16 protein-coding genes and 2 pseudogenes are annotated in these 19727 nt (G+C 68.2%); 12 read left to right on the top strand and 6 right to left on the bottom strand.

Features of this window, described 5'->3' with window-relative positions:
• Nucleotides 1–16 precede the first annotated feature (16 nt).
• Nucleotides 17–307: pseudogene (locus WME82_RS10340) on the top strand (cytochrome P450); the annotation flags it as partial.
• A 79-nt stretch (nucleotides 308–386) separates the two neighbouring features.
• Complete coding sequence (locus WME82_RS10335; protein ID WP_438044873.1) at nucleotides 387–533, top strand: hypothetical protein; 147 nt, start codon at nucleotides 387–389, stop codon at nucleotides 531–533.
• A 90-nt stretch (nucleotides 534–623) separates the two neighbouring features.
• Here the strand turns inward: WME82_RS10335 and WME82_RS10330 are convergent, their stop codons facing one another.
• Nucleotides 624–749 (bottom strand): hypothetical protein, encoded by a 126-nt coding sequence (locus WME82_RS10330; RefSeq protein WP_438045042.1) that lies wholly within the window; start codon nucleotides 747–749, stop codon nucleotides 624–626.
• Nucleotides 750–973: 224 nt separating this feature from the next.
• On the opposite strand from WME82_RS10330, the gene WME82_RS10325 reads away from it, so the two are divergent.
• The gene (locus tag WME82_RS10325) at nucleotides 974–6526 is read left to right on the top strand and encodes an AAA family ATPase (RefSeq protein ID WP_438042677.1); all 5553 of its coding nucleotides are present in this window, start codon (nucleotides 974–976) and stop codon (nucleotides 6524–6526) included.
• A gap of 102 nt (nucleotides 6527–6628) precedes the next feature.
• Here the strand turns inward: WME82_RS10325 and WME82_RS10320 are convergent, their stop codons facing one another.
• The 4 genes from WME82_RS10320 to WME82_RS10305 form a co-directional block, all read right to left on the bottom strand.
• A complete protein-coding gene (locus WME82_RS10320; RefSeq protein WP_438042676.1) occupies nucleotides 6629–7099 on the bottom strand; it encodes an SRPBCC family protein in 471 nt (156 codons plus the stop codon).
• A complete protein-coding gene (locus WME82_RS10315) occupies nucleotides 7096–7716 on the bottom strand; it encodes a TetR/AcrR family transcriptional regulator (protein ID WP_437745295.1) in 621 nt (206 codons plus the stop codon). Before WME82_RS10315 ends, WME82_RS10320 begins: the two co-directional genes overlap by 4 nt.
• 162 nt (nucleotides 7717–7878) lie before the next feature.
• Nucleotides 7879–9354, bottom strand: coding sequence for a hypothetical protein (locus WME82_RS10310; RefSeq protein ID WP_438042675.1), 1476 nt, complete (start codon nucleotides 9352–9354; stop codon nucleotides 7879–7881).
• A gap of 410 nt (nucleotides 9355–9764) precedes the next feature.
• The gene (locus WME82_RS10305; RefSeq protein WP_438042674.1) at nucleotides 9765–10430 is read right to left on the bottom strand and encodes a hypothetical protein; all 666 of its coding nucleotides are present in this window, start codon (nucleotides 10428–10430) and stop codon (nucleotides 9765–9767) included.
• A gap of 643 nt (nucleotides 10431–11073) precedes the next feature.
• Between WME82_RS10305 and WME82_RS10300 the strand changes: the two genes are divergently transcribed.
• The 6 genes from WME82_RS10300 to WME82_RS10275 all read left to right on the top strand — a co-directional run bounded on the left by WME82_RS10300 (nucleotide 11074) and on the right by WME82_RS10275 (nucleotide 16990).
• Nucleotides 11074–12126: an NAD(P)H-dependent flavin oxidoreductase gene (locus WME82_RS10300; protein WP_438044872.1), complete on the top strand. Its 1053-nt coding sequence runs from the start codon at nucleotides 11074–11076 to the stop codon at nucleotides 12124–12126.
• A 74-nt stretch (nucleotides 12127–12200) separates the two neighbouring features.
• The gene (locus WME82_RS10295; RefSeq protein WP_438042673.1) at nucleotides 12201–12590 is read left to right on the top strand and encodes a VOC family protein; all 390 of its coding nucleotides are present in this window, start codon (nucleotides 12201–12203) and stop codon (nucleotides 12588–12590) included.
• A gap of 539 nt (nucleotides 12591–13129) precedes the next feature.
• Nucleotides 13130–13753 (top strand): hypothetical protein, encoded by a 624-nt coding sequence (locus WME82_RS10290; RefSeq protein WP_437740782.1) that lies wholly within the window; start codon nucleotides 13130–13132, stop codon nucleotides 13751–13753.
• Between the two features lie 119 nt (nucleotides 13754–13872).
• Nucleotides 13873–15228, top strand: coding sequence for a DDE-type integrase/transposase/recombinase (locus tag WME82_RS10285; RefSeq protein ID WP_437740783.1), 1356 nt, complete (start codon nucleotides 13873–13875; stop codon nucleotides 15226–15228).
• The gene (locus tag WME82_RS10280; protein ID WP_437740784.1) at nucleotides 15225–16040 is read left to right on the top strand and encodes an ExeA family protein; all 816 of its coding nucleotides are present in this window, start codon (nucleotides 15225–15227) and stop codon (nucleotides 16038–16040) included. The genes WME82_RS10285 and WME82_RS10280 overlap by 4 nt, the downstream gene beginning before the upstream one ends.
• A 224-nt stretch (nucleotides 16041–16264) precedes the next feature.
• Nucleotides 16265–16990 (top strand): hypothetical protein, encoded by a 726-nt coding sequence (locus WME82_RS10275; protein WP_438042672.1) that lies wholly within the window; start codon nucleotides 16265–16267, stop codon nucleotides 16988–16990.
• A 55-nt stretch (nucleotides 16991–17045) separates the two neighbouring features.
• Here the strand turns inward: WME82_RS10275 and WME82_RS10270 are convergent, their stop codons facing one another.
• Nucleotides 17046–17246: a lectin-like protein gene (locus WME82_RS10270; RefSeq protein ID WP_438042671.1), complete on the bottom strand. Its 201-nt coding sequence runs from the start codon at nucleotides 17244–17246 to the stop codon at nucleotides 17046–17048.
• 140 nt (nucleotides 17247–17386) lie between these two features.
• Between WME82_RS10270 and WME82_RS10265 the strand changes: the two are divergent.
• From WME82_RS10265 to WME82_RS10255, 3 genes and pseudogenes are all read left to right on the top strand, one after another.
• A pseudogene (locus tag WME82_RS10265) lies at nucleotides 17387–17591 on the top strand (tyrosine-type recombinase/integrase); the annotation flags it as partial.
• Between the two features lie 312 nt (nucleotides 17592–17903).
• Nucleotides 17904–18785: a serine/threonine protein kinase gene (locus tag WME82_RS10260; protein ID WP_438042670.1), complete on the top strand. Its 882-nt coding sequence runs from the start codon at nucleotides 17904–17906 to the stop codon at nucleotides 18783–18785.
• A gap of 230 nt (nucleotides 18786–19015) precedes the next feature.
• Complete coding sequence (locus WME82_RS10255; RefSeq protein WP_438042669.1) at nucleotides 19016–19636, top strand: hypothetical protein; 621 nt, start codon at nucleotides 19016–19018, stop codon at nucleotides 19634–19636.
• Nucleotides 19637–19727 lie beyond the last annotated feature (91 nt).

Below are 19727 nucleotides of genomic sequence, written 5' to 3'. Positions count from 1 at the left end.
CAGCAGAAAAACCTCCATGGCGGTTCGCTTCCCGTCCGACTTCCCGCAGCAGCACGTGTTTCGCTTCATCGCGCAGCGCCGCGCGCAGCCGGGGCGGGGCGGCGATCTGCTCTCGATCCTGCTCGCCACGGTGGACGCCGAGACCGGCGAGCAGATGTCCAACCAGCAGCTGCGGGACGAGGCGGTGTCGATGTTCCTCGCCGGGCACGAGACGACCTCCGTCGCCCTCGCGTGGGCGCTCCACTTTCTTGTCGAGAACCCCGACCTCCTGCAAGCGCTCGCGGCAGAGGTCGACGCGGCGCTCGGCGACAGGCGGCCCGCCTTCGCGGACGTCCCCAGGCTGCCGCTTGCGCTCGCGGCAGTGCATCGGCAAGGAGTTCGCGCTCATGGAAGGGCAGCTCATCCTCGCCCGGCTCCTCCAGCGCTACCGGGTCAGCGCGGTGCCGGGGCGGACGACGCGGCTGCACGTCGCGACCACGCTGCGCACGTCTGGCGGCGTGTGGCTCCGGCTGGAGCCGCGCCCGGGAAGGTGAGATGACCGAGGTGAGCGAGCGCCGAGCACGGCGCCTCCGTCTATCCTGATGGCGCCCTACGTCGAGATCGTCGGCGTGAGTTCGCGCAGGTCACCGCGCCCTGACCAGCTGCAGCTCCTTGTTCTTGAGGGTGACCGGCGCGAGCAGAACCGGGCCGTAGTGCAGCTCCCAGACGTCATCGACGATCCCCCTTGAAATCGGCGTACCATGCGTCATTCGGCTGGTCCGCTGGAGCCAGCGGCGACGCCAAGGGGTGCGCCGAGCGTCCGGACTCCAGCGCGGCGTTCGGAGTTTCCTGACGACCTCACGCGCCTGCACACCCAAGAGTCGCACGAGCTGGGCGTGGGCCAAACTCCGCCGGTGCCAGGTCACACCCTTTGGAATATACAAGTGACTGGTTGTCGTGCGTCGCATTGACGAGCGAGCGAGCAAGGTTTTCGATGATCGTCGAGAGAGGCTACGCGCTCCGCGAGAAGATCGAGGAAACCGCCGACTTTACCCTGTACCGCGCGTGCCGCGAGGGCGACGACGTTCCGGTCTTGCTGAAAGTCCTGCGCGCGGAAAGATCGACCGGCGCCGAGATCGCGCGCTTCAAGCACCAGTACGAGCGCATCGCGCGCATCGCCTCGCCCCGCCTCGTCGCGCTGCGCGGCGTCGAGGCGCTCGCCGGCTCCTTGATCGTCGTCCTCGAGGACTTCCCGGGCCGCGATCTCGCGCGGATCCTCGCCGCGCGCCCGTCACGCAGGATGCCGGTCGGCGAGGCGCTCGATCTCGCGGCCGCGCTCGCCGAAGGTCTCGCCGCGGTGCACGCGGCCGGGCTCGTCCACCGCGATCTGCGCCCGAAGAACGTGCTCGTCGGCGCGCGCGGCGCGGTCAAGATCAATGGCTTCGGCGTCGACGCCGAGGTCACCCACGCGCACGAACGGCTCTACGCGCCGGCGGTCATCGCCGACGTGCTGCCCTACGTCTCCCCCGAGCAGACAGGCCGCATGAACCGCGGCGTCGACCACCGGACCGACCTCTACGCGCTCGGCGTCATCCTGTACCAGATGCTCACGGGTCAGCGCCCCTTCGAGGCCCTGGACCCGATGGAGCTGATTCACGCGCACCTCGCCCTCGCGCCCGCGCCGCCGTCCCGCGTCGACCCGACCATCCCCGAGGCCGTTTCCGACGTCGTGCTCAAGCTGCTCGCGAAGAACACCGAGGAGCGTTACCAGAGCGCCGAGGGCCTGCTCGCCGACCTCGAGCGCTGCCGCGAGGCCCTGCGCGGCACGGGGACGATCGAGCCATTCGTCGCGGGCCAGCGCGATCGTCAGGACCTCTTCCGGATCCACCAGAAGCTCTACGGCCGCGAGCAGGACATCGAGGCGCTCACCGCCGCGTTCGTGCGCGCGCTCGAGGGGAGCCGTGAGATCGTCCTCGTCTCCGGCTACTCGGGGATCGGGAAGTCCTCGCTCGTGCACGAGATCTTGAAGCCACTCGCGCGGCAGAAGGGCTATTTCACGAGCGGCAAATACGACCAATACAACCGCGACGCGCCCTACAGCCTGGTGATCCAGGCGTTCGACGGCCTCGTGCGGCAGATCCTCACCGAGAGCGATGCGCGCATCCTCCGCTTTCGGAGCGCGCTCCTCGAGGCGCTCGGGCCAACCGCGCAGGTCGTCTGCGACGTCATCCCGTCGCTCTCCCACCTGATCGGCCCGCAGCCGCCCGTCCCGGCGCTCGGCCCGATCGAGGCGCAAAACCGCCTGAACCGGTGCTTCTTGCTGTTCGTCTCGGTGTTCGCGCGGCGCACGCACCCGCTCGTGTTGTTCCTCGACGATCTTCAGTGGATCGACCCCGCGAGCCTCGGGCTGCTCCGCGCGCTCCTCGCCGACGACTCGCTCGATGCGCTCTTTTTCTGCGGCGCTTACCGTGACAACGAGGTATCGCCCGAGCACCCGTTCGTCCTGGCGATCGAGGAGCTCGAGCAAGCCGGGCTCGTCGTGCGCGACATCGCCCTCGCCCCGCTCGCGCGCCCGCACCTGATCGAGATGCTCTCGGATAGCCTCAAGCGCAGCGACTGCGGGCCGCTCGCCGATGCGATGCAGAAAAAGACCGGCGGCAACCCGTTCTTCGTCAAGGAGTTCGTCCGGTCGCTGCACGACCACGGCGCCCTGGCGTACGCAGCCGGATCAGGCTGGCGCTGGGACCTCGCGTCGATTGACGCGCTCGGGTACACGGACAACGTGGCAGACCTCATGGTGCGCACCATCGCGCGCCTGCCGCCGGCGACGGTGAAGTCGCTCAACCTGGCCGCGGCGATCGGCAACCGGTTCGACCTCGACGTGCTCGCCGTGGTGAACGAGTGCTCGCCGGAAGACGCGTACGCCCGCCTCGATCCCGCCATGAGCGAGGGGCTCGTGATCGCCGGGCGCGGCGGCTACCGCTTCGCCCATGACAAGGTCCAGGAGGGCGCCTACGCCATGATCCCGGAGGCCGACCGACCGGCCTTCCACCTCCGGATCGGCCGGCTGCTCGCGGACAAGCTGGATCTCTCGGAGAGCCAGAGCCTCTTCGACGTCGTCGGCCACCTGAACAGCGCAGGCGACCTCGTGTCGGACCCCGTGGAGCGCCTGCACCTCGCCCGCATGAGCCTCGAGGCCGCATGCCGCGCCGAGGACTCGGCCGCCTTCGGCGCCGCGCTGCACTACCTGCAGCTCGGCCTCCTGCGCCTTCCGGAGGACGCCTGGGCGTCACAGTACCCGCTCCGCCTCGAGTACGCGAAGAGAACCGCCCTGATGCTCTCGCTCTGCGGCCGGCATGACGACGCCCTCGCGATCCTCTCCGACGGCCTGGAGCGGGCCGCGAGCCGGCTCGATCGCACCGAGGTGCTCCGGCTCAAGATGAACGTGCAGGTGCTCAAGAACGACCTGCCAGCCGCGCTCGCGGAGGGGCTCGAGGCCCTGCGCCCGTTCGGGATCGACCTGCCTCCCTTCCCGGACGACGTCATGCTCGACGCCCAGGTGCGGGCGACGATGGATCTCGTCCGGGAAAGGACGCTCGAGGCGCTGCCAGGCCTGCCGCCGCTCGCGAACCCGGAGATCCTCGCCATGCAGGACGTGCTCCAGGAGCTCTTTCTCCCCTGCTACTTCCTGGCCACGAACAACCTCGGCATCACGGTCGCGAAGATCCTCGAGAACACGCTGCGCCACGGGCTCTCGAAGAACTCGATCTTCGGCTGCATGAACTTCGGGATGCTCCTCTGCGCCCGCGGCGACATCGCGCTCGGCCACCGCTTCGGCCGCGCCGCCATCGACCTCGCGGACCGCTACACGGACAAGAAGTCCGAGGCGATGCTCTGCAATATGTGGGGCGCCTTCGTGCAGCATTGGCGAGAGGGCTACGCCGCCTGCAAGGCGTCGCTGGTCGCCGGGATGCACGCCGGGCTCGAGACGGGCCAGTACATCTGGTCGTTCTACAACACGGTCAATGGCATCACGAACAGCCTCCTGCGCGGCCTCCCGCTCTCCGACCTCCTCGCCGAGGCGCAGAGCTACCAGCCGATGCGCAAGCTCGACGAGTTCAATGCCATCACCTGGGCGGTCGGCGCGGTCGGACAGATCGCGCAGCAGCTCTCGGTCGAGGCCGAGCGCCCCGCCACGCTCAAGGGGACGTGGGTCGATATCGACGAGGTGATCGAGGAGTCCCGCCGCATCGACAACCAGGCCTCGTTCTTCTTCGCCCACTTCTACATCGTCGTCCTCTGCGTCTTCCAGGGGGCGTTCGAGGAAGCGGCGCGCGCCGCGCTCTTGCCGAACATCGAAATCCCGGCCGTGGCGGCATGGCATGGCAACCCCGCGTTCCATTGCTACGCAGGCATCGCGTTCACGCAGGCGGCGGACGTCGTCTCCCCAGAGGAGCGCGCGCTCTTCCTCGCCCGCGCCGAGGTCTCCGCCGAAAAACTCTCGCGCTGGGCGGACCTCTGCCCGGAGAACGTGGCGCACCGCCGCGCCCTCCTCCTCGCCGAGCTCGAGCGCGCCCGCGGCGACGCGCGCGCCGCCGGGGACCGCTACGACGAGGCGATCGCGCTCGCGCAGCGCGGCGGCTATCTCCACGACGAGGCGCTCGGCAACGAGCTCGCGGGCCTCTGCTTCCGCGCGCTCGGCAAGACCACCATCGCCGGCGCCTACCTCACCAAGGCGCACAGGGCGTACGGCCGCTGGGGCGCGACGGAGGCGATGCGGCGCCTCGAGCGCGCGTACCCCGACCTCGTCCCCGGCGAGAGCCTCCGCGGCGAGAGGAGCCCGCAGGCCGGCGCCGCGCTCGACGTCGGCTCGGTGCTCAAGGCCTCCCAGGCCATCTCGGGCGAGATCGTCCTCGACCGCCTGCTCGACGCGCTCATGCGCATCATGGTCGAAAACGCCGGCGCGCGGCGCGGCGTCCTCCTGCTCCTGCGTGACGGACGGCTCGTCGTCGAGGCCGAGCACCACATCCGGGATGCGTCGGTCCACGTGCTCGGCGCGGCGCCCCTCGAGGGCCGCAAGGACCTGCCGGACAGCGTCGTCACGTACGTGGCGCGGACGCGCGAGACCGTCCTGCTCGACGACCTCGCGATCGACGGGCCGTTCGGGCGCGATCCCTGCTTCGCCGGCGGTGCGCCGCGCTCCTCGCTCGCCGCGCCCATCGTCTACAAGGGCCGCTTCGCCGGCGTGATCTATCTCGAGAACGACCTCACCCGCTCTGCCTTCACCCCCGATCGCGTCGAGGTGATCCGGCTCCTTTCGGCCCAGGCGGCCAACTCCATCGAGAATGCGCGCCTCTATGCGGATCTGCAGCAGGAGAACGCGGAGCGGCGGCGCGCCGAGGAGGTGCTCCGCCATTCCTACTCGCTCCTCGAGGCCACGCTCGAATCGACGACGGACGGCATCCTCGTCGTCGACCTCGAGCAGCGCGTCGTGCGTCAGAATCACAGGTTCGCGGCGATGTGGCGCATCCCGGACGAGATCCTCTCCACCGGGTCGGACGACACGTTCCGTACGTTCGTCTGCGACCAGGTCCTCGATCCCGAGGCGTTCCTGCAAAGGATCCGCGCTCTCTATGCCTCGCCCGAGGAGTCCGGCTTCGATGTCATCCCGTTCGCGGACGGGCGCGTCTTCGAGCGTTATTCGCAGCCCCAGCGCCTCGGCGGGCGCGTGGTCGGGCGGGTCTGGAGCTTCCGGGACATCACCGCGCGCGTGCGCGCCGAGCAGCAGCGCGATCGGCTCCTCCTGGACGAGCGGCGGGCGCGCACGGCAGCGGAGAAGGCCGTGCACCTGCGGGACGACTTCCTTTCTATCGCCTCGCACGAGCTCCGCACCCCGATCACCAGCCTGCAGCTCGCCATTCAATCGCTGGGGCGAAGGCTCGCGCAGGGCATGGACGTCGAGCGCGTGCGATCCGCGGTCGCCCTCTCTGTCCGCCAGGCCAAGCGCCTCACCGACCTCGTCGATATGCTCCTCGACGTCTCCCGGATCCAGGCGGGGAGGATCGAGCTGGACACAGCGCCCGTCGAGCTGCGCGCGCTCGTCGACGAGGTCGTCGCCCACCTCGGCGATCAGATCGCGCAGTCAGGCAGCGCGGTCGCCGTGCGCGCGGAGCAGCCGGTCATCGGCCGGTGGGACCCGCACCGCCTGGAGCAGGTCGTGACCAACCTCCTCACCAACGCGATCAAGTTCGGGGAACGCCGGCCGATCGAAATCGCCATCACCCGGGAAGATCGGGTCGCGCGGCTCTCGGTGACGGACGGTGGGATCGGGATCCCGGCCGAAGTGCAGGCCCAGCTCTTCGAACGATTTCGCCGCGGCGTCTCGTCGAAGCATTACGGGGGGCTCGGGCTCGGCCTCTACATCACCCGCACCATCGTCGAGGCGCACGGCGGCCGAATTCGCGTGTCGAGCGAGGTCGGCCGGGGCTCGACCTTCTGCGTCGAGCTGCCGCTCTCGACCGAGCGCGCGGGAGATCTGTCGTCGTAGCGGTTGCCTCGAGCGGCCTCGTGCGTGATCGTGCATCACGACAGAGAGGAGCGGCTCACCGCGAGGCCGCTGCGCCGAGGTGCGCTCGAACGTCGGCACCATTCACGACGGCTCGCGCTCCAGGTTCTCGCGCAGCTTACGCAGTCCGTCGCGCGCTCGGCCGCGCATCACGCGGCGCAGGAGGGGGACCACAAGCCAGCGAAACCACCACCGCTGGTTGCGGCTGACCATGCGCCACTCGACGCGCGTCTCGTCGTCGGAGAGCGCCTCGAAGTCCACACGCATGCGGGCCAGGAGGAAGCCCTCACTTTCGGTCAGCAGACGCTCCCCGACGCGCGCCTCCTTCACCTCGATGTCGATCGTGCCGGTGCGCCCGAAGGGCATGCGCACGGTCTCCCGGTAGCGCTTGCCGACCTGCCCGTGCTCCAGCGTGTCGAGCTCGCGCATGGCTGCGACGCCCGGGAACCAAGTCGGGAAGTTCTCCATGTTGGACACGTACGCGAACGTCTCGCGCAGGGGCCGCCCGATCTCCACCGAGCCCTGCGCCAAAAGCTCCGGCTGCGCGCCGCTCACGAGCGCCTCCTCGGTGCCGTCTTGATCTCCATCGGCCTGAGAAGGCTCTGCTCCACGCTCCGGCGCATCGCGCGGACGTAGCGCGGCCGGGACCAGCTCCGCTCCTCGATGAGCTCCTGCCAGTTCCCGATCGACAGGAGGGTGGCCAAGAAGTCCGCCGCATCCGACGCCGACCATTCGTCGGCAAGCGCGCCTTCGGCCTGGAGCCGCGCCACGAAGCCCGCGCAGACGCCCGTGAAACCACGCATGCGGTCGCGCCACGCGAGCTCCGCGTCCTCGTCCGTGGCCCGTGCCACCCGCATGGCCCGCGCCACATCGGTGATGTGGGCGACGTAGCCCGCCCACGCGCCGATGAACTCGGAGAGGACCGCGCGCGCGTCGGGGAGGCGCTCGCACTTTCGGACCAGGTCGGCGAACCCATGCACCTCGTCGACGTGACGCACCAGCGCGACCAAGAGCTGGGTCCTGGTCTCGAAGTGCAGATAGACCGCTTGGCGCGACACCCCGGCCGCCGACGCGATCTCCGCCATCGAGACGCCGCGACGCCCCGGCTCGGTCACCAGCCGGCGCGCGGCCTCGAGAATCACGGCGCGGGTTTCCCCGTCCTTGCTTGACATGGTGTCAACATGGGGCATAGTTTACACTGTGTCAAGTTCGCCGGGCGCGCCGGCGCGGTTCCTCGACGCGCTCTTCGGCCATGCGAGGAAGGGGCGAGAGGGACGACGTTGCGGACGCCACGTTCCCCTGATGCCCTTGACCTCCTCGCGCCTCCGCTCCCGTCAGGGCATCGGGTACACGAGCGAGAGCCCGGCGACGCACATCTCGTCGAACGTATTCCCCTCGCCGTAGGCCACGTCGATCGTCGAGATCAACTTCGCCTCCTTGAGCGCCTTGACCACGTACGGGTTCTCCGTCGAGTTATTGTACGTGCACCGGATCCGGAGCACGTCGCCCGGCTCGAGCGTCGGGAGCGTCTCGATGGGCGCGTCGTACGAGTACGAGCGCTGCCAGCCGAACTCCCACTTCGGCGCGTGCGCCAGGCACTCCTCCTTGGGTTGATCGGGTGAGCCGTTCGCCCGCGTGACCGTCACCTTCTCGTCGAAGCCCAGGTAGTGCATGTGCAGAAAGTCCCCATAGATGCGCGTGCCCGGCGGGAACGGCATCTCTTGCGATCCGGGCGAGTCCGGGGCCGGGACCGTGAACTGCTCCGTCTCCACGTGATCCTTGCTGTCCGCGGGGATCAGGAACTCGACGCCGTTCTTGTCGCCCGGCCCCGGTAGCAGCCCGAAGCCAAGCTCGCCGACCGGATCATCGAAGTTGCCGATCAGGTGGTACAGGAAGCCGTACTTCGGCTTCTCTTTGGTGAGCCTGAGCTGGATGCGCGTCAGGTCCGGGTCGGCCGTCGTGCCGGCGGGGTGGTAGTGGATCTGCATCATGATGAGCGACCCCTTCGGGATCAGCTGACCCACCCCCTCGGGCAGATCGACCGGGTCGGCGCCGGGAGCCCAGGCTGTGACCATCTGGAGCGCTCCAATCTCCGCGCCATTCGCGACCTCGCCGGCGCCACACGGAAAGCTCCCGTCGGGGCCGGCCAGGCTCGCGGACCTCCCCTCCGGATCGATGGAGATGATCCCATGGTGAACGACCTTGTGGTTGCCGGGCACCATCTGTAGACCATTCAGGTACTGGTCCTCGGTGAGCCCGGGATCGATGATGAAGCAGCGGAACTCGTCCTGCTCACCGGAGGTGACGTAGGGCTCGTTCGGATGAACCTCGAGGGTCATGCCCGGCAGGTCGGGGCTCTTCGGCACGAACGAGGCGGGCGCGTCCTTCGGATCACCCTTGGGAGTGCCGGCATTGCTCCAGGCCTCCAGCGTGCTGATCTCCTCCTCGGAGAGGCGGATGTCGCCCTTCCACGCGTGACGGGTCGAGCACTCGTCCGTGTCACGCACGGCGAAGGGCGGCATCGTGCCCGCCTTGGTCGTCTGGACCATGAGCGCCGCGACAGCCCTGGCGTCGTCGTACGCGGTAAGGCTGAAGGGCGCGATATTGCCCGCGGAGTGGCAGCCCATGCAGCTCTTCTGCAGGATGGGCTCGACGTCCTTGTGGAACGTGGGGCTACTCCCGGTCGCCTGGGGCTCCGTGGGCCCGTCGCCCGCGGAGCAGCCGGTGAACGAGGCGGCGGCTGGCAGGGCGAGGGCGAGGGCGGACAGCGAGGCTCGGGCGACGGAACGCGAACGTACTGAAGCAGGCATGAGACCTCCGGGCAGCCGGATCCTTCACGAGCGGAGGGCCCGGGCGCTTGGTAAGGAGCCACGGTTTGTTCGACCGCGTTTCAGATATGTGTACTATGCATATAGTCACCCCCTCCGGAGCGTCAAGAAAATTTGTGCAAAATACACACATTAAAAAAAGAAGCTCCGCGAGCTCCACGGAGCGGTGGCACGTGTTTCGCTTCATCGCGCAGCGCGGCCGGGAGAGGCAGAACAGCGCGTTCATGCAGTGCGCGACCGCCAGCGGGAGGACGTTCCAGCAGACGATCGATCCGATCGCCCAGTTGGCGCTCCGCCGCGCGAGGGCGCGCCCACGAGGCCGAGGAGTCCAAGGGGCCGACCGGCCAGCTGCTGTCGGAGTTCCTGACGCGATCGAAGCCCTGACCGGGGCGTCAGCGCCCCGCGCGCCGGCGACGATCGATGAGCGCGGTCACGATCGGGAACAGCGGCAGCGCCATCAGCACGTAGAACCCCGGCTCATCGAACGCGGGCCCCCGCGGCCGGTAGATGCCGCCGCTGAGCAGACACGTCGCGAGGTACGCCGCCAGGATGGCCGCCCCGCACAGGCTCCAGAGCCGCAGGTCGATCGGTGCTGGTGACGAGGCACGCGCGGCCCGCAGCGTGGCGTCCGGCGCGTCGAGGACGCCGCGCCACCGCTCGACGTCCCACAGCACCAGCCCGACCAGGCCCGCGAACATCAGCGTGACGACGATCGCCGTCGGGACGACCGCCGTGCTCCAGCAGAACGCCAGGATCGCGCCCGTCACCGGCAGCGCCATGAATGCGCCGGCCGTCGCGAACCGCTGCGTCATGAGCAGCGTCGCGGCCACCAGCTGGACCACGCCCACGAACGTGTAGAAGTGCCCGGTCGCGTGGAACGCGTGCAAGAACTCGTGGAACGGGCCGCGATTCCCCGGATCCGTGAACGGCTCGCCGAGGATCTTCTTCAGCCCCGCCGGCAGGAACGCGAAGCCGATCAGGATGCGCAGGTTCACCACGGCGAGGTGCGCCCACCGGCGCTGCCGGAACCAGGCGACCGTCGCCTCGATGCGGTCCATCACGGAGTCCACGGGCCGCGCAGTGTAGCCGCGCCGCGCACCGGCGCGAGCTCCAGCCGCGCCGCTGGGACGGGCTTCGCCGGCCCCAACCCGGACCGGGGCCCCGACGGACTCAACCCGGGTGAGGGCTTCGCGTGGTGGGAGGCCACGAAAGGCAACGAACTGGTGGACTGTTCGACAGATCTTTCAACATCATCCGCGGTGGCCAGTCGACCCCGCACACCGGCGGCGAGCCGCGATCGGACGGCTCTGCTCCACGACCATGTTGAACGACTTACCGAACTGTCCACTGGACAGACCTCGTCCTGCGGCTACGGCCGACCAATCGACTGATAGTTAGACAAACTAACCAACCTGCGCATGAAGACGACACAAGCACCGCTACTCGTGATACTGCTGTTGCACGCCGGCTGTGCCCGAAATGGTCCGTCGCCGCTGCCCCACGGCTCTGCAACTCGACCGCCCGCCCCTGCCCAAGAGATATCAAATAGTAGCTTGCCTGCATCGAAACAGCCAAGCCCGCCAAGCGTTGCCACCGATGGGCCCTTCGCTTATGCTCAGATCCCACGGCCAAACGCTCTCTGTTGGACGAAAAAAAGGCCAAAGGCTGGACTCTGCCTCGGCAGTGGATCTGGAGATTTTCATGACGACGCTGCAGGAGCTCCTTGGAGTCGATCTTCCAATCATCCAGGCCCCCATGGCCGGCGTGCAGAGCAGCGCGCTCGCGGTCGCGGTCTCCAGCGCGGGTGGGCTAGGTTCGCTGCCCGGCGCCGTGCTGGGCCCGGACGCCCTGCGCAAGGAGCTGGCGGCCATCCGAGCGCAGACCACGAGGCCGTTCAACGTGAACTTCTTCTGTCACACGCGGCCCGAGCCCAACGCCGAGCAAGAAGCGATCTGGCGTGCCCGGCTCTTGCCGTATTTCGCTGAGCTCGGCGTCGACGCAAGCGCCATCCCGACCGGCCCCGGCCGGTTGCCCTTCAGCGATGAGGCCGCTGATGTGCTCGACGAGCTCAGGCCTGCTGTGGTGAGCTTTCACTTCGGTCTGCCCTCGGAGGCTTTGCTCTCGCGGGTGCGCCGCTCGGGCGCGAAGATCCTGTCCTCTGCGACGACGGTCGACGAGGCGCGCTGGCTGGAGGCGCGCGGCGTCAACGCGGTCATCGCCCAGGGCATCGAGGCGGGCGGTCATCGCGGCAGCTTCCTGTCCGACGATCTCGGCGTCCAGCTCGGCACCTTCGCGCTGGTGCCGCAGATCGTGGACGCCGTGAAGATCCCCGTCATCGCCGCGGGCGGCATCGCGGACGCGAGGGGTGTCGCAGCCGCCATCGCGCTCGGTGCGGCCGGCGTGCAGATCGGGACGGCCTACCTCTTGTGCCCGGAGGCCACCACGAGCCCGGTGCATCGCGCGGCCCTCGCGAGCGGCGCAGCCAGCATCACGGCGCTCACCAACCTCTTCACCGGGCGACCCGCTCGGGGCATCGTGAACCGCCTCATGAGGGAGCTTGGGCCGATGAGCGGCGCCGCGCCAGCTTTTCCCTTGGCGACGTCGGCCATCGCCCCCCTGCGCGCCAAGGCGGAAAGCCAGGGCAGCGGCGACTTCTCGCCGCTCTGGGCGGGGCAAAACGTCAGCGGATGCAAGGAAGTGCCAGCGGCCGATCTCACGCGACAGCTCGCGGGCGCGCTCCCACGCGCACGCTGACGCCGCCCAACTTGCCGGTGGATCCGACGGGCGCCCGCGGCGCATCGGCCGACGTCAGGCCGCAGGAGGAAGCGATGAAACGCACGTGGACAATCATCGGTGTTGCTGATGTTGCTCGTAGTTTCAAGTGGTATCAGTCGCTGTTTGGTCAACCGGAAACGAACCCCGCCCATGATGATTTCGGCCAAATACTGGACTCCGATGGAACGGTCTTGCTTTGCGTTCACCAGTGGGGAGCCCACGAGCATCCACCACTGATCAGCCCCGATCACGCTCAGCCTGGCAATGGGTTACTCTTGTTCTTTCGTGTGGACGACTTCAATGAGACGCTGCTTCGGGCACGCGCCCTCGTCGCTGGACTGGAAGAGGAACCCCGTTTGAACCCCAGTACCGGCACCAGCGAATTCGCGCTCCGTGATCCTGATGGGTATTACGTCATGGTCAGCGCGCTCGCCGCGGCCTGACGGTTCACTCCCGTCGAGACGACCGCCGCGTCGTCGGATAGAGTCTGCGAGATCCTCCCAGCCCCGCTCGTCTTGTTCCCGAGCAACTCGCTGCACACGACCGCGCCGGACAGCGCCTTCGAGGAGTATTACCGCGCCCTCTCATCGATGCGGCAGCGCACCGCATCGAGCGTGCTGCTTGATGGTGAGGGGTTCTGCCCAACGAGGCTGGCCATCAAGGAGGATGCTCGCTCCGCGTACGCAGCCCGGGACGACGACTCCGGAGCGCCGCGACACACGACGCATTACCTCCGGCCTCTCAAGATTCTCATCTCCGTTCCCTCTGAGCACGGTTGCGTCGGTTCAAACAAGCCCTTCCCTCGCGGGCGCCCGACTTCCGTCCATCGGTCAAAAATTACCACCCCTCGTCGCTCCCACGCCCGCCTCACGACGGGTTAGGCCGACCGCAGGAGCGGAGCAGCGGCGCGGTGCCGGCCACAAAATAGGCGACGAGGAGACCTGATCTTGGCGGACAGCCTCCTCGTCGTGCTCCGGTTCTTGTGCCCAGGAATCGAAGCGGTCGCAGTGTTATCCAGAGCGCCATCGACATCAAGCGCTGGCAGCAGCAGCCGCCCACGGTCGTCGAAGCGCGGCCTGCGCGTTGCCCCGTCTGCGGCGCTGCGAGCTGTCCGCTGGGCGGCGCCATCCGGCTCCAAGGCCACGGCAGGCGCGAGCGGCAGGTCTGGGGCCCCACCAGCCCGGACCAACGCCCCGAGGTGCTCTCGGTGACAGCTCGCCGCTACCGCTGCCTCAGTTGCCGCGCTGTGCTGCTCGTCGTTCCTCGCGGAGTGCTCGGCCTTCGCGTATACAGCGCCGCCGCGATCGGCTTCGCCCTCGCGCTCTGGGGCCTGGCGCTCGCGACGGCGGCCGAGGTCCGTCGGCGCGTGGGCCCAGCGAAGATCCTCGGCGACAGCGCCGTCGCCGGCTGGGCCACGCTGCGTCGGTGGGCGCGCGACGTCGCGCAGCGACGTCTGTTTTCGGACGCCCCCGACCCAGGCCCGTCCGCCTCGCTCCGAAAGAGGGCAGCCGCCGTCGCGACATCGCTCGCGGCAACCGCGGACCCGACGACCCGGGCGCTGCCGATCGAGCAGCGCGCCTTCTTCGGCGCCGCGCATGCGGCGTGAGGGCCTTTGCCCCCGAGGAGCCCCGATCGTACAGCCCACCTGAGAGGATCCCTGCCAAAAACGCCGCCGATCCCGGACAAGGACCGCGCGCCAGCAAGGCGCAGAAAGGACCTGTCCGAATGGCCCTCGGCCCCGCCGACCACGCCGAGACCGTCGCGATCTATCGCGCCACGGTCATCGGCCCTCTCATGCACCGCGTACTCACTCACGGCCAGCTCGCCGCAGCGCTGCGTGCGCTGAGCGAGCAGCGGTTTCGACCGCCGGGCGCGCACAGCACCCGCACCTACTCGGTGCCCACGCTCGAGCGCTGGCTGTACGCGTATCGCTCCGCTGGCCTCGACGGCCTGCGCCCACAGCCACGCAGCGATCGCGGCTTCGCGCAGGACCTGTCGGAGGAGCTGCGTACGCTGCTGCTCGACATTCGGCGCGAGCATCCCGACGCCTCGGTGCCGCTCATCCTCAAGACGCTTGTGGACGAGGGGCGACTCGAAGCCACCCAGATCTCCGAGCCCACCGTACGGCGACTGTACGCGGCGCACGGCCTTCGCCGCCGCGCCGCGCGCGCCGAGGGAGAGCCGAAGACGCGGCTGCGCTGGCAAGCCGAGCGCCCCGGCGCGCTCTGGCACGGCGATGTCTGCCACGTGACCGGCTGCACCGTCGGCGGCAAAGCCATGCCGCTCCGCATCCACGGGCTGCTCGACGACGCCTCTCGTTACGTCGTGGCCCTCGAGGCGCACACGACCGAGAAGGAGGTCGACATGCTCGCCATGACCGTCGACGCCCTGCGCCGCCACGGCAAGCCCGACGCGCTCTATCTCGACAACGGCTCCACCTACCGCGGCGACATCCTCAAAACCGCGTGCGCGCGGCTCGGCATCACGCTCCTGCACGCAAAGCCGTACGACCCAGAGGCGCGTGGCAAGATGGAGCGTTTCTGGCGCACGCTGCGCGAAGGGTGCCTTACCTATCTCGGCGCCTTGGCGTCGCTCGTGGACATCAACACGACGCTCCGCGCCTTCCTCGACAGGCGTTACCACCCGGCGCCGCACGGGGGCCTGCTCGGCCAGACCCCGGCGAAGGTCTACGCGGCCCGCCCCGCCGCCGAGGGCGGCGTCGACGAAAGGGCGCTGCGCGTCGCGCTCACCGAGCGCACCCGGCGCCGCGTCTCGGGCGACAACATCGTCTCTGTCGACGGCGTCGCCTGGCAGCTCGATCAAGGCTACCTCGCCGGCCAGATCGTCTCCGTCGCCCGATGCTTCGTCGCGCCCGACGAGCCGCCGTGGGTCGAGCACGAGGGCAAGCGCTTGGTGCTGCATCCGGTCGACCCGCAGCGCAACGCGCGCCGAAAGCGGCTGCCGTGCGGCGGGCCTGCGGTGAACAAGCCGACTCGCCCCGTGGACTTCAACCCCGCGCGGACGCTCGGCCGCTCGATAGGCACTGGCGCTGACACGAGCGAGCGCGGAGGAGAGACGTGAGCGAGTCCTACGTCCGCTTCTTCACCCTCTCCGCCGCACCCTTCTCCAAGGAGATCCAGGACGGCGAGCTGTGGCTGCCGCCCTCGAAGGAGCAGCTCGTCGAGGAGGTGTGCGAGGCCGTGCACGAGCACGCCCAAGTGCTGCTGGTCGGCGAGCCCGGTGCCGGCAAGACGTGTGTGCTACGGGCCGTGCGTCATCGATTGCCGCAGGCCGGCTTCCGGCTGACCTACTGCCACAACGCCACGCTGGGCCGCCGCGACTTCTATCGCCAGCTCTGCCATGCCCTCGGCCTCAACCCCGCTGCGACCGCGGCGGCCGTATTCTACGCTGTCAGCGCGCATATCGAGACCCTCGGCCGCGAGCGCATCCACCCGGTTTTCCTGCTGGACGAAGCGCACCTGCTCCACCAAGACACGCTCGATCATCTCCACATCTTGCTCAACTACGAATGGGACAGCCGCGCCCTGTTGTCGCTGATCCTGGTAGGGCTCTCTGACCTCCAAGACCGGCTTGAGCTGCGCAAAAACCGCTCGCTATATTCCCGCATCGAGCGGCGTCTGTCCATTGGTGCGATGGTCCCCGACGATACCGGAGAGTACGTGCGGCTCCGGATGAGCCGTGCCGGCGCCGATCGCGACGTCTTCACCGCGGACGCTCTGACGCTGCTCCACGAGGCGGCTGGCTCGAGCCTGCGCGAGATCGACCGCATGGCCACCGCCGCGCTGCGCGAGGCGGCGCGACGGAAGAAGAAACTCGTCGAGCGTGACGTGATGGCGCGCATCGTCGGCGACCTGGGGACGGACGGCAGCTGACGCTGACCCACACGACGGGCGCCACCTCGGCGCTGGTAAAGGGACACCTCGCCGGCGCCGACGGCCACCAACCATGATGGCCATTGCGAGCTGCCCTGCGGCGCGCGTCCGAGCGATGGCCATCGCTCTCCTTGACCGCAACCGTGCACGCCCGCGATGGCCATCAAGCAGCTTGCTCGGCGGACCATCAGCCAGCCTGAGCGTCAACAAGGAGGAAGCCCGGCTTGCCGCCAGCGCAGCGGCTCCGGCTGGACCGCGCGCCGGCAGGTGACCGGGCGCCGCGCCAGGGGCCATGGGGTGAACGGCTCCTGTTCGTGTATCCTGCAGCGACCATGTGCTGCACCTTCTCCCCCGCGAGGCTCTCCAGCACCCTCCTCTATGCCGGCGATGCGCAGTGGAACGGCGCTTACGTCCACGTCCTCGCCTACCAGAACACGGCGTCGACCTCCGGCCCGAACGCCATGATCCTGCCGATCCCGGCCACGCGGATCGGCCCGCAGAACGCGGTCGACACGCGCCCGTTCCGCACCTTCCTCGAGGACATCCGCCAGGCGACGCGCCGGCCGATCCCGCCAAGCTACGGCCCGCCGCCGTTCGCCGCGCCGCCCGCCGCCCGGGCCGTGGTCTTCGACGTGGGCAGCTATGCGGTGGTGCTCGCCGAGTCGCCGCGCGCGGTGCTCTCCGTCCTCGGGCAGGTCCCGGAGCCCAAGCGGCCTGCGCTCAACGACCGCATGCTTCAGGCGTTCGAGGCCTACTACCCCGGCTGGCCGGTGGCGGTCTGTTGCTGGAACGGCAACCTCCAGCCCGAGCCGCTCCTGTGGTGGTACGAGCCCAGGTACCCGGAGTGGCTGTTCGCGCCCGCGCTCGACGCGCACGACGGCAACCCGCCCGATGAGCACGTCCGGCGGCGTGTGGCTCCGGCTGGCGCCGCGCGCAAGCAGATGAGATGACCGAGGTGAGCGGCCGCCCTGCCTGCCTCTGCGGCTGGGGCGGCCGTGATCCTCGTCAAGGCAGCCTGCACACGTAGGGCAGCTCGGCGTAGCAGGGCATGTCGTTCCACTGCTCGCTTGCCAAGCTCGCCAGCTCCACGCAGCGCTCTCCGTGGCCGGCGTTGTTCGGCTCGCCGCCGGTCCAGCGCTCGTCGTCGTACGGTGCGCCGTCAGTCCACTCGAAGTCCCCCCGGACGCCTCGGTGCCCCCGATCCAAAAGGAGCGCGGCCGGACCGCCGCGGCACTCAAGACCATGAGATCCCGCGTCTCCGTGTCGTGGATAGGCACGAGGTGCCCGTCCTGCGCGACGCAGTCGAGCTCCGCGTCCGCCCACGTCCCGGGCGCGAAGCAGAACGCCAGCGTCACTCCTTCGCCACGCACCTGCTGGAAGCCGGCCACGACATCCGCACGCTCCCAGGAGTTCCTCGGCTACCGCGACGTGAGCACGACGATGATCTACACCCACGCGCTGAACCGCGGCGGCCTGACCGTCCGCAGCCCCTCGACGGCCCCTTCGGTCCGAGGTTGTGAACGGACTGGTAGGTGTCCCGCAACCTCCTGACGAGGCGGCCGCGCCGCGTCGTCCAGGCGCGATGCGGAACCACGCCTCTGGCTGCGCGTCCGCCGCGCCCCTGGGCTCCCCGGAAAGGCGGCGACTGCCGCCGGTCTTAGACCGATCTAGCCTATGGCGCTGGACAGCATTTGGGCCTTGCGGCGCAGAACCGATCCGTGAGATTTTCCGTGGGAGGAGGTCACAAAAGGCGACGAGCTAGACAGACCTGGTCCGGCGATTTCGGTTGACCAATCGACTGGGCCGCGAGGCCGGCTCCCGAGCTGCAGCTGGTGGCATGCGCCTTGTATCTGAGGTGACAATATGAAGACGACTAAGCAGGGCTTCCCCATCGTCAAGAGCGACCGCACGCTGTATAGGTATGTCATTAAGAAGCTGCTCGGGTCAGGTGGCTTCGGGGATGTCTACGAGGCCGAACTCTTTGACCTGAATCTCAGCGTGGCGCTGAAACGCTTCAGGGTTAAGCCGGGCAGCACGGCGTCCGTTCTCGAGAGCTGGGCGAACGAGTCTGAGACGCACGACTCGCTCAGCCATCCAAACATCCTTCAGGTGTTCGACGCGTTCGAATGTGAAGGCTTTCTCTACATGGCCACGGAGTTGGCTACCGCCTCTCTCGATCATTGCACGCCCGCGGAGGGTTGGGACGAGTCGGAGGTCATGCGCGCCGGCATCCAGATCGCCAGCGCACTGCACTACATGCACACGGCGTGGGGCGCCGCCGGTCCGCTGATCCACCGCGATGTAACGCCCAACAACATCTTCTATTTTCAGGGGAAGTCGATCTTCAAGATTGGGGATTTCGGTATTGCAAAGCAGCTTGACGGCCAGTACGACGTCGCGGTAACCCAGGTTGCCAATTGGTCGTTCGTCGCACCTGAACTCGCTCGCGGCGACTTCAGCGTTCCGCAATCCGACCTGTTCCAGCTCGGCTTGGTCCTCTACTTCATGGCGCAGGGAGAGTCGGCCATTGATTCTTCCCTGCCTATTGCAAAGAAGAAGCAAGCGATCGTCGACGGTGCAGCCCACCAGTCTGCCAAGGATGCGATCTTTCTTTCCGACAAGCTACAACAGTGCATCAAGAGACTTCTACTGAGGGATCGCGTCAAGAGATATTCCTCTGCAAAGAGTGTCGTTGCTGATCTTCGAGCAGCCCATAAGGAATTCCGAGAACTCTACGAGTCCTGATGCGTCCCAAGAAGCGCTTTCGTTGGGCGGACAGAGTGGGCTGTGTCAGCGAATTCTTACGCAGTTCCGTGGAGACAGTCGTGCCGTGGACTCCGCGGCCAGCGGTCCGGTGCGGCAAGCGACAAAGAACGACCTGCGGCGGCGTATAAGGGGATTGAACCCCACCAACGATCGGGCGTAAGGATCGCGCGGCTCCGCGGCCGCGGGACTGATCGGTAACAGGAGACCCAATGAAACCTTGGCAGACTGGAGTAGGAGGGGCGGTTGGAGGACTCGTGCTCGGCGTGGCGATCGGATGGGTCGCGCACGTGCCCGCGCCAGTCCTCGCGCCGCCAACCCAGGCCGACGTAGTGCAGCCGACCGGCAAGCTCGACGCCGAGAACGCGCGACGGCTCGTGGAGGCGAACTTCGCGAAGGGGCCCGGCGTCAACTGCTATTGGAGGGATCCCCGGCGTACTACCGACAAGACGTGGACGTTCTCCGACTTTGATGAAACGGCGAAATGTGGGGCTGCCTTGGAAAGGGCCGGGCTGATCAAGCGCGGAGATTGCGTTACATCGGGCTGCGGTGGTTGTTGCAAACGCGCCCTTCAGGGCGCCGGAAAGGCCGACCTTGACGAGAATGGACTCTACTTCGCGTGTGGCTCGTTCAAGTTCGTCGGTCTGACGTCCATCATGTCCGAAGGGAACACCGCGACGGTGAGGTATGAGCGCGAGTTCACGACCGACGATGAGCTGCTCCCGAAGATCGAAGCGTGTCGGCTCGAAAAGCCCGAGCCGGGGAGGAAGGAGAGAGAGCGGAAATTCAAGCGGGACGACACCGGCAAGTGGGCGATTGTTCCCGATCGCTAGGAGGCGCGAAAATGCGGTGAAGGACTTCCGGGACGACTGCGATCCCGTCCGGTACCGCGGCGGCGCCGGCCTCGGGGCGAGCAGCCTAACG

The sequence above is a fragment of the Sorangium sp. So ce128 genome, from assembly GCF_051525245.1.
Lineage (GTDB): Bacteria > Myxococcota_A > Polyangia > Polyangiales > Polyangiaceae > Sorangium > Sorangium cellulosum_B.
Note: the sequence above shows the minus strand (reverse complement) of the source record. Positions and strands in the feature narration are given on the sequence as shown.

Bases quoted from the DNA above. Each gene is read 5' to 3' on its own strand.
- WME82_RS10335 (WP_438044873.1), top strand. From the start codon at position 387: ATGGAAGGGCAGCTCATCCTCGCCCGGCTCCTCCAGCGCTACCGGGTC.
- WME82_RS10330 (WP_438045042.1), bottom strand. From the start codon at position 749: ATGACGCATGGTACGCCGATTTCAAGGGGGATCGTCGATGACGTCTGG.
- WME82_RS10325 (WP_438042677.1), top strand. From the start codon at position 974: ATGATCGTCGAGAGAGGCTACGCGCTCCGCGAGAAGATCGAGGAAACC.
- WME82_RS10315 (WP_437745295.1), bottom strand. From the start codon at position 7,716: ATGTCAAGCAAGGACGGGGAAACCCGCGCCGTGATTCTCGAGGCCGCG.
- WME82_RS10310 (WP_438042675.1), bottom strand. From the start codon at position 9,354: ATGCCTGCTTCAGTACGTTCGCGTTCCGTCGCCCGAGCCTCGCTGTCC.
- WME82_RS10305 (WP_438042674.1), bottom strand. From the start codon at position 10,430: ATGGACCGCATCGAGGCGACGGTCGCCTGGTTCCGGCAGCGCCGGTGG.
- WME82_RS10300 (WP_438044872.1), top strand. From the start codon at position 11,074: ATGACGACGCTGCAGGAGCTCCTTGGAGTCGATCTTCCAATCATCCAG.
- WME82_RS10295 (WP_438042673.1), top strand. From the start codon at position 12,201: ATGAAACGCACGTGGACAATCATCGGTGTTGCTGATGTTGCTCGTAGT.
- WME82_RS10285 (WP_437740783.1), top strand. From the start codon at position 13,873: ATGGCCCTCGGCCCCGCCGACCACGCCGAGACCGTCGCGATCTATCGC.
- WME82_RS10260 (WP_438042670.1), top strand. From the start codon at position 17,904: ATGAAGACGACTAAGCAGGGCTTCCCCATCGTCAAGAGCGACCGCACG.
- WME82_RS10255 (WP_438042669.1), top strand. From the start codon at position 19,016: ATGAAACCTTGGCAGACTGGAGTAGGAGGGGCGGTTGGAGGACTCGTG.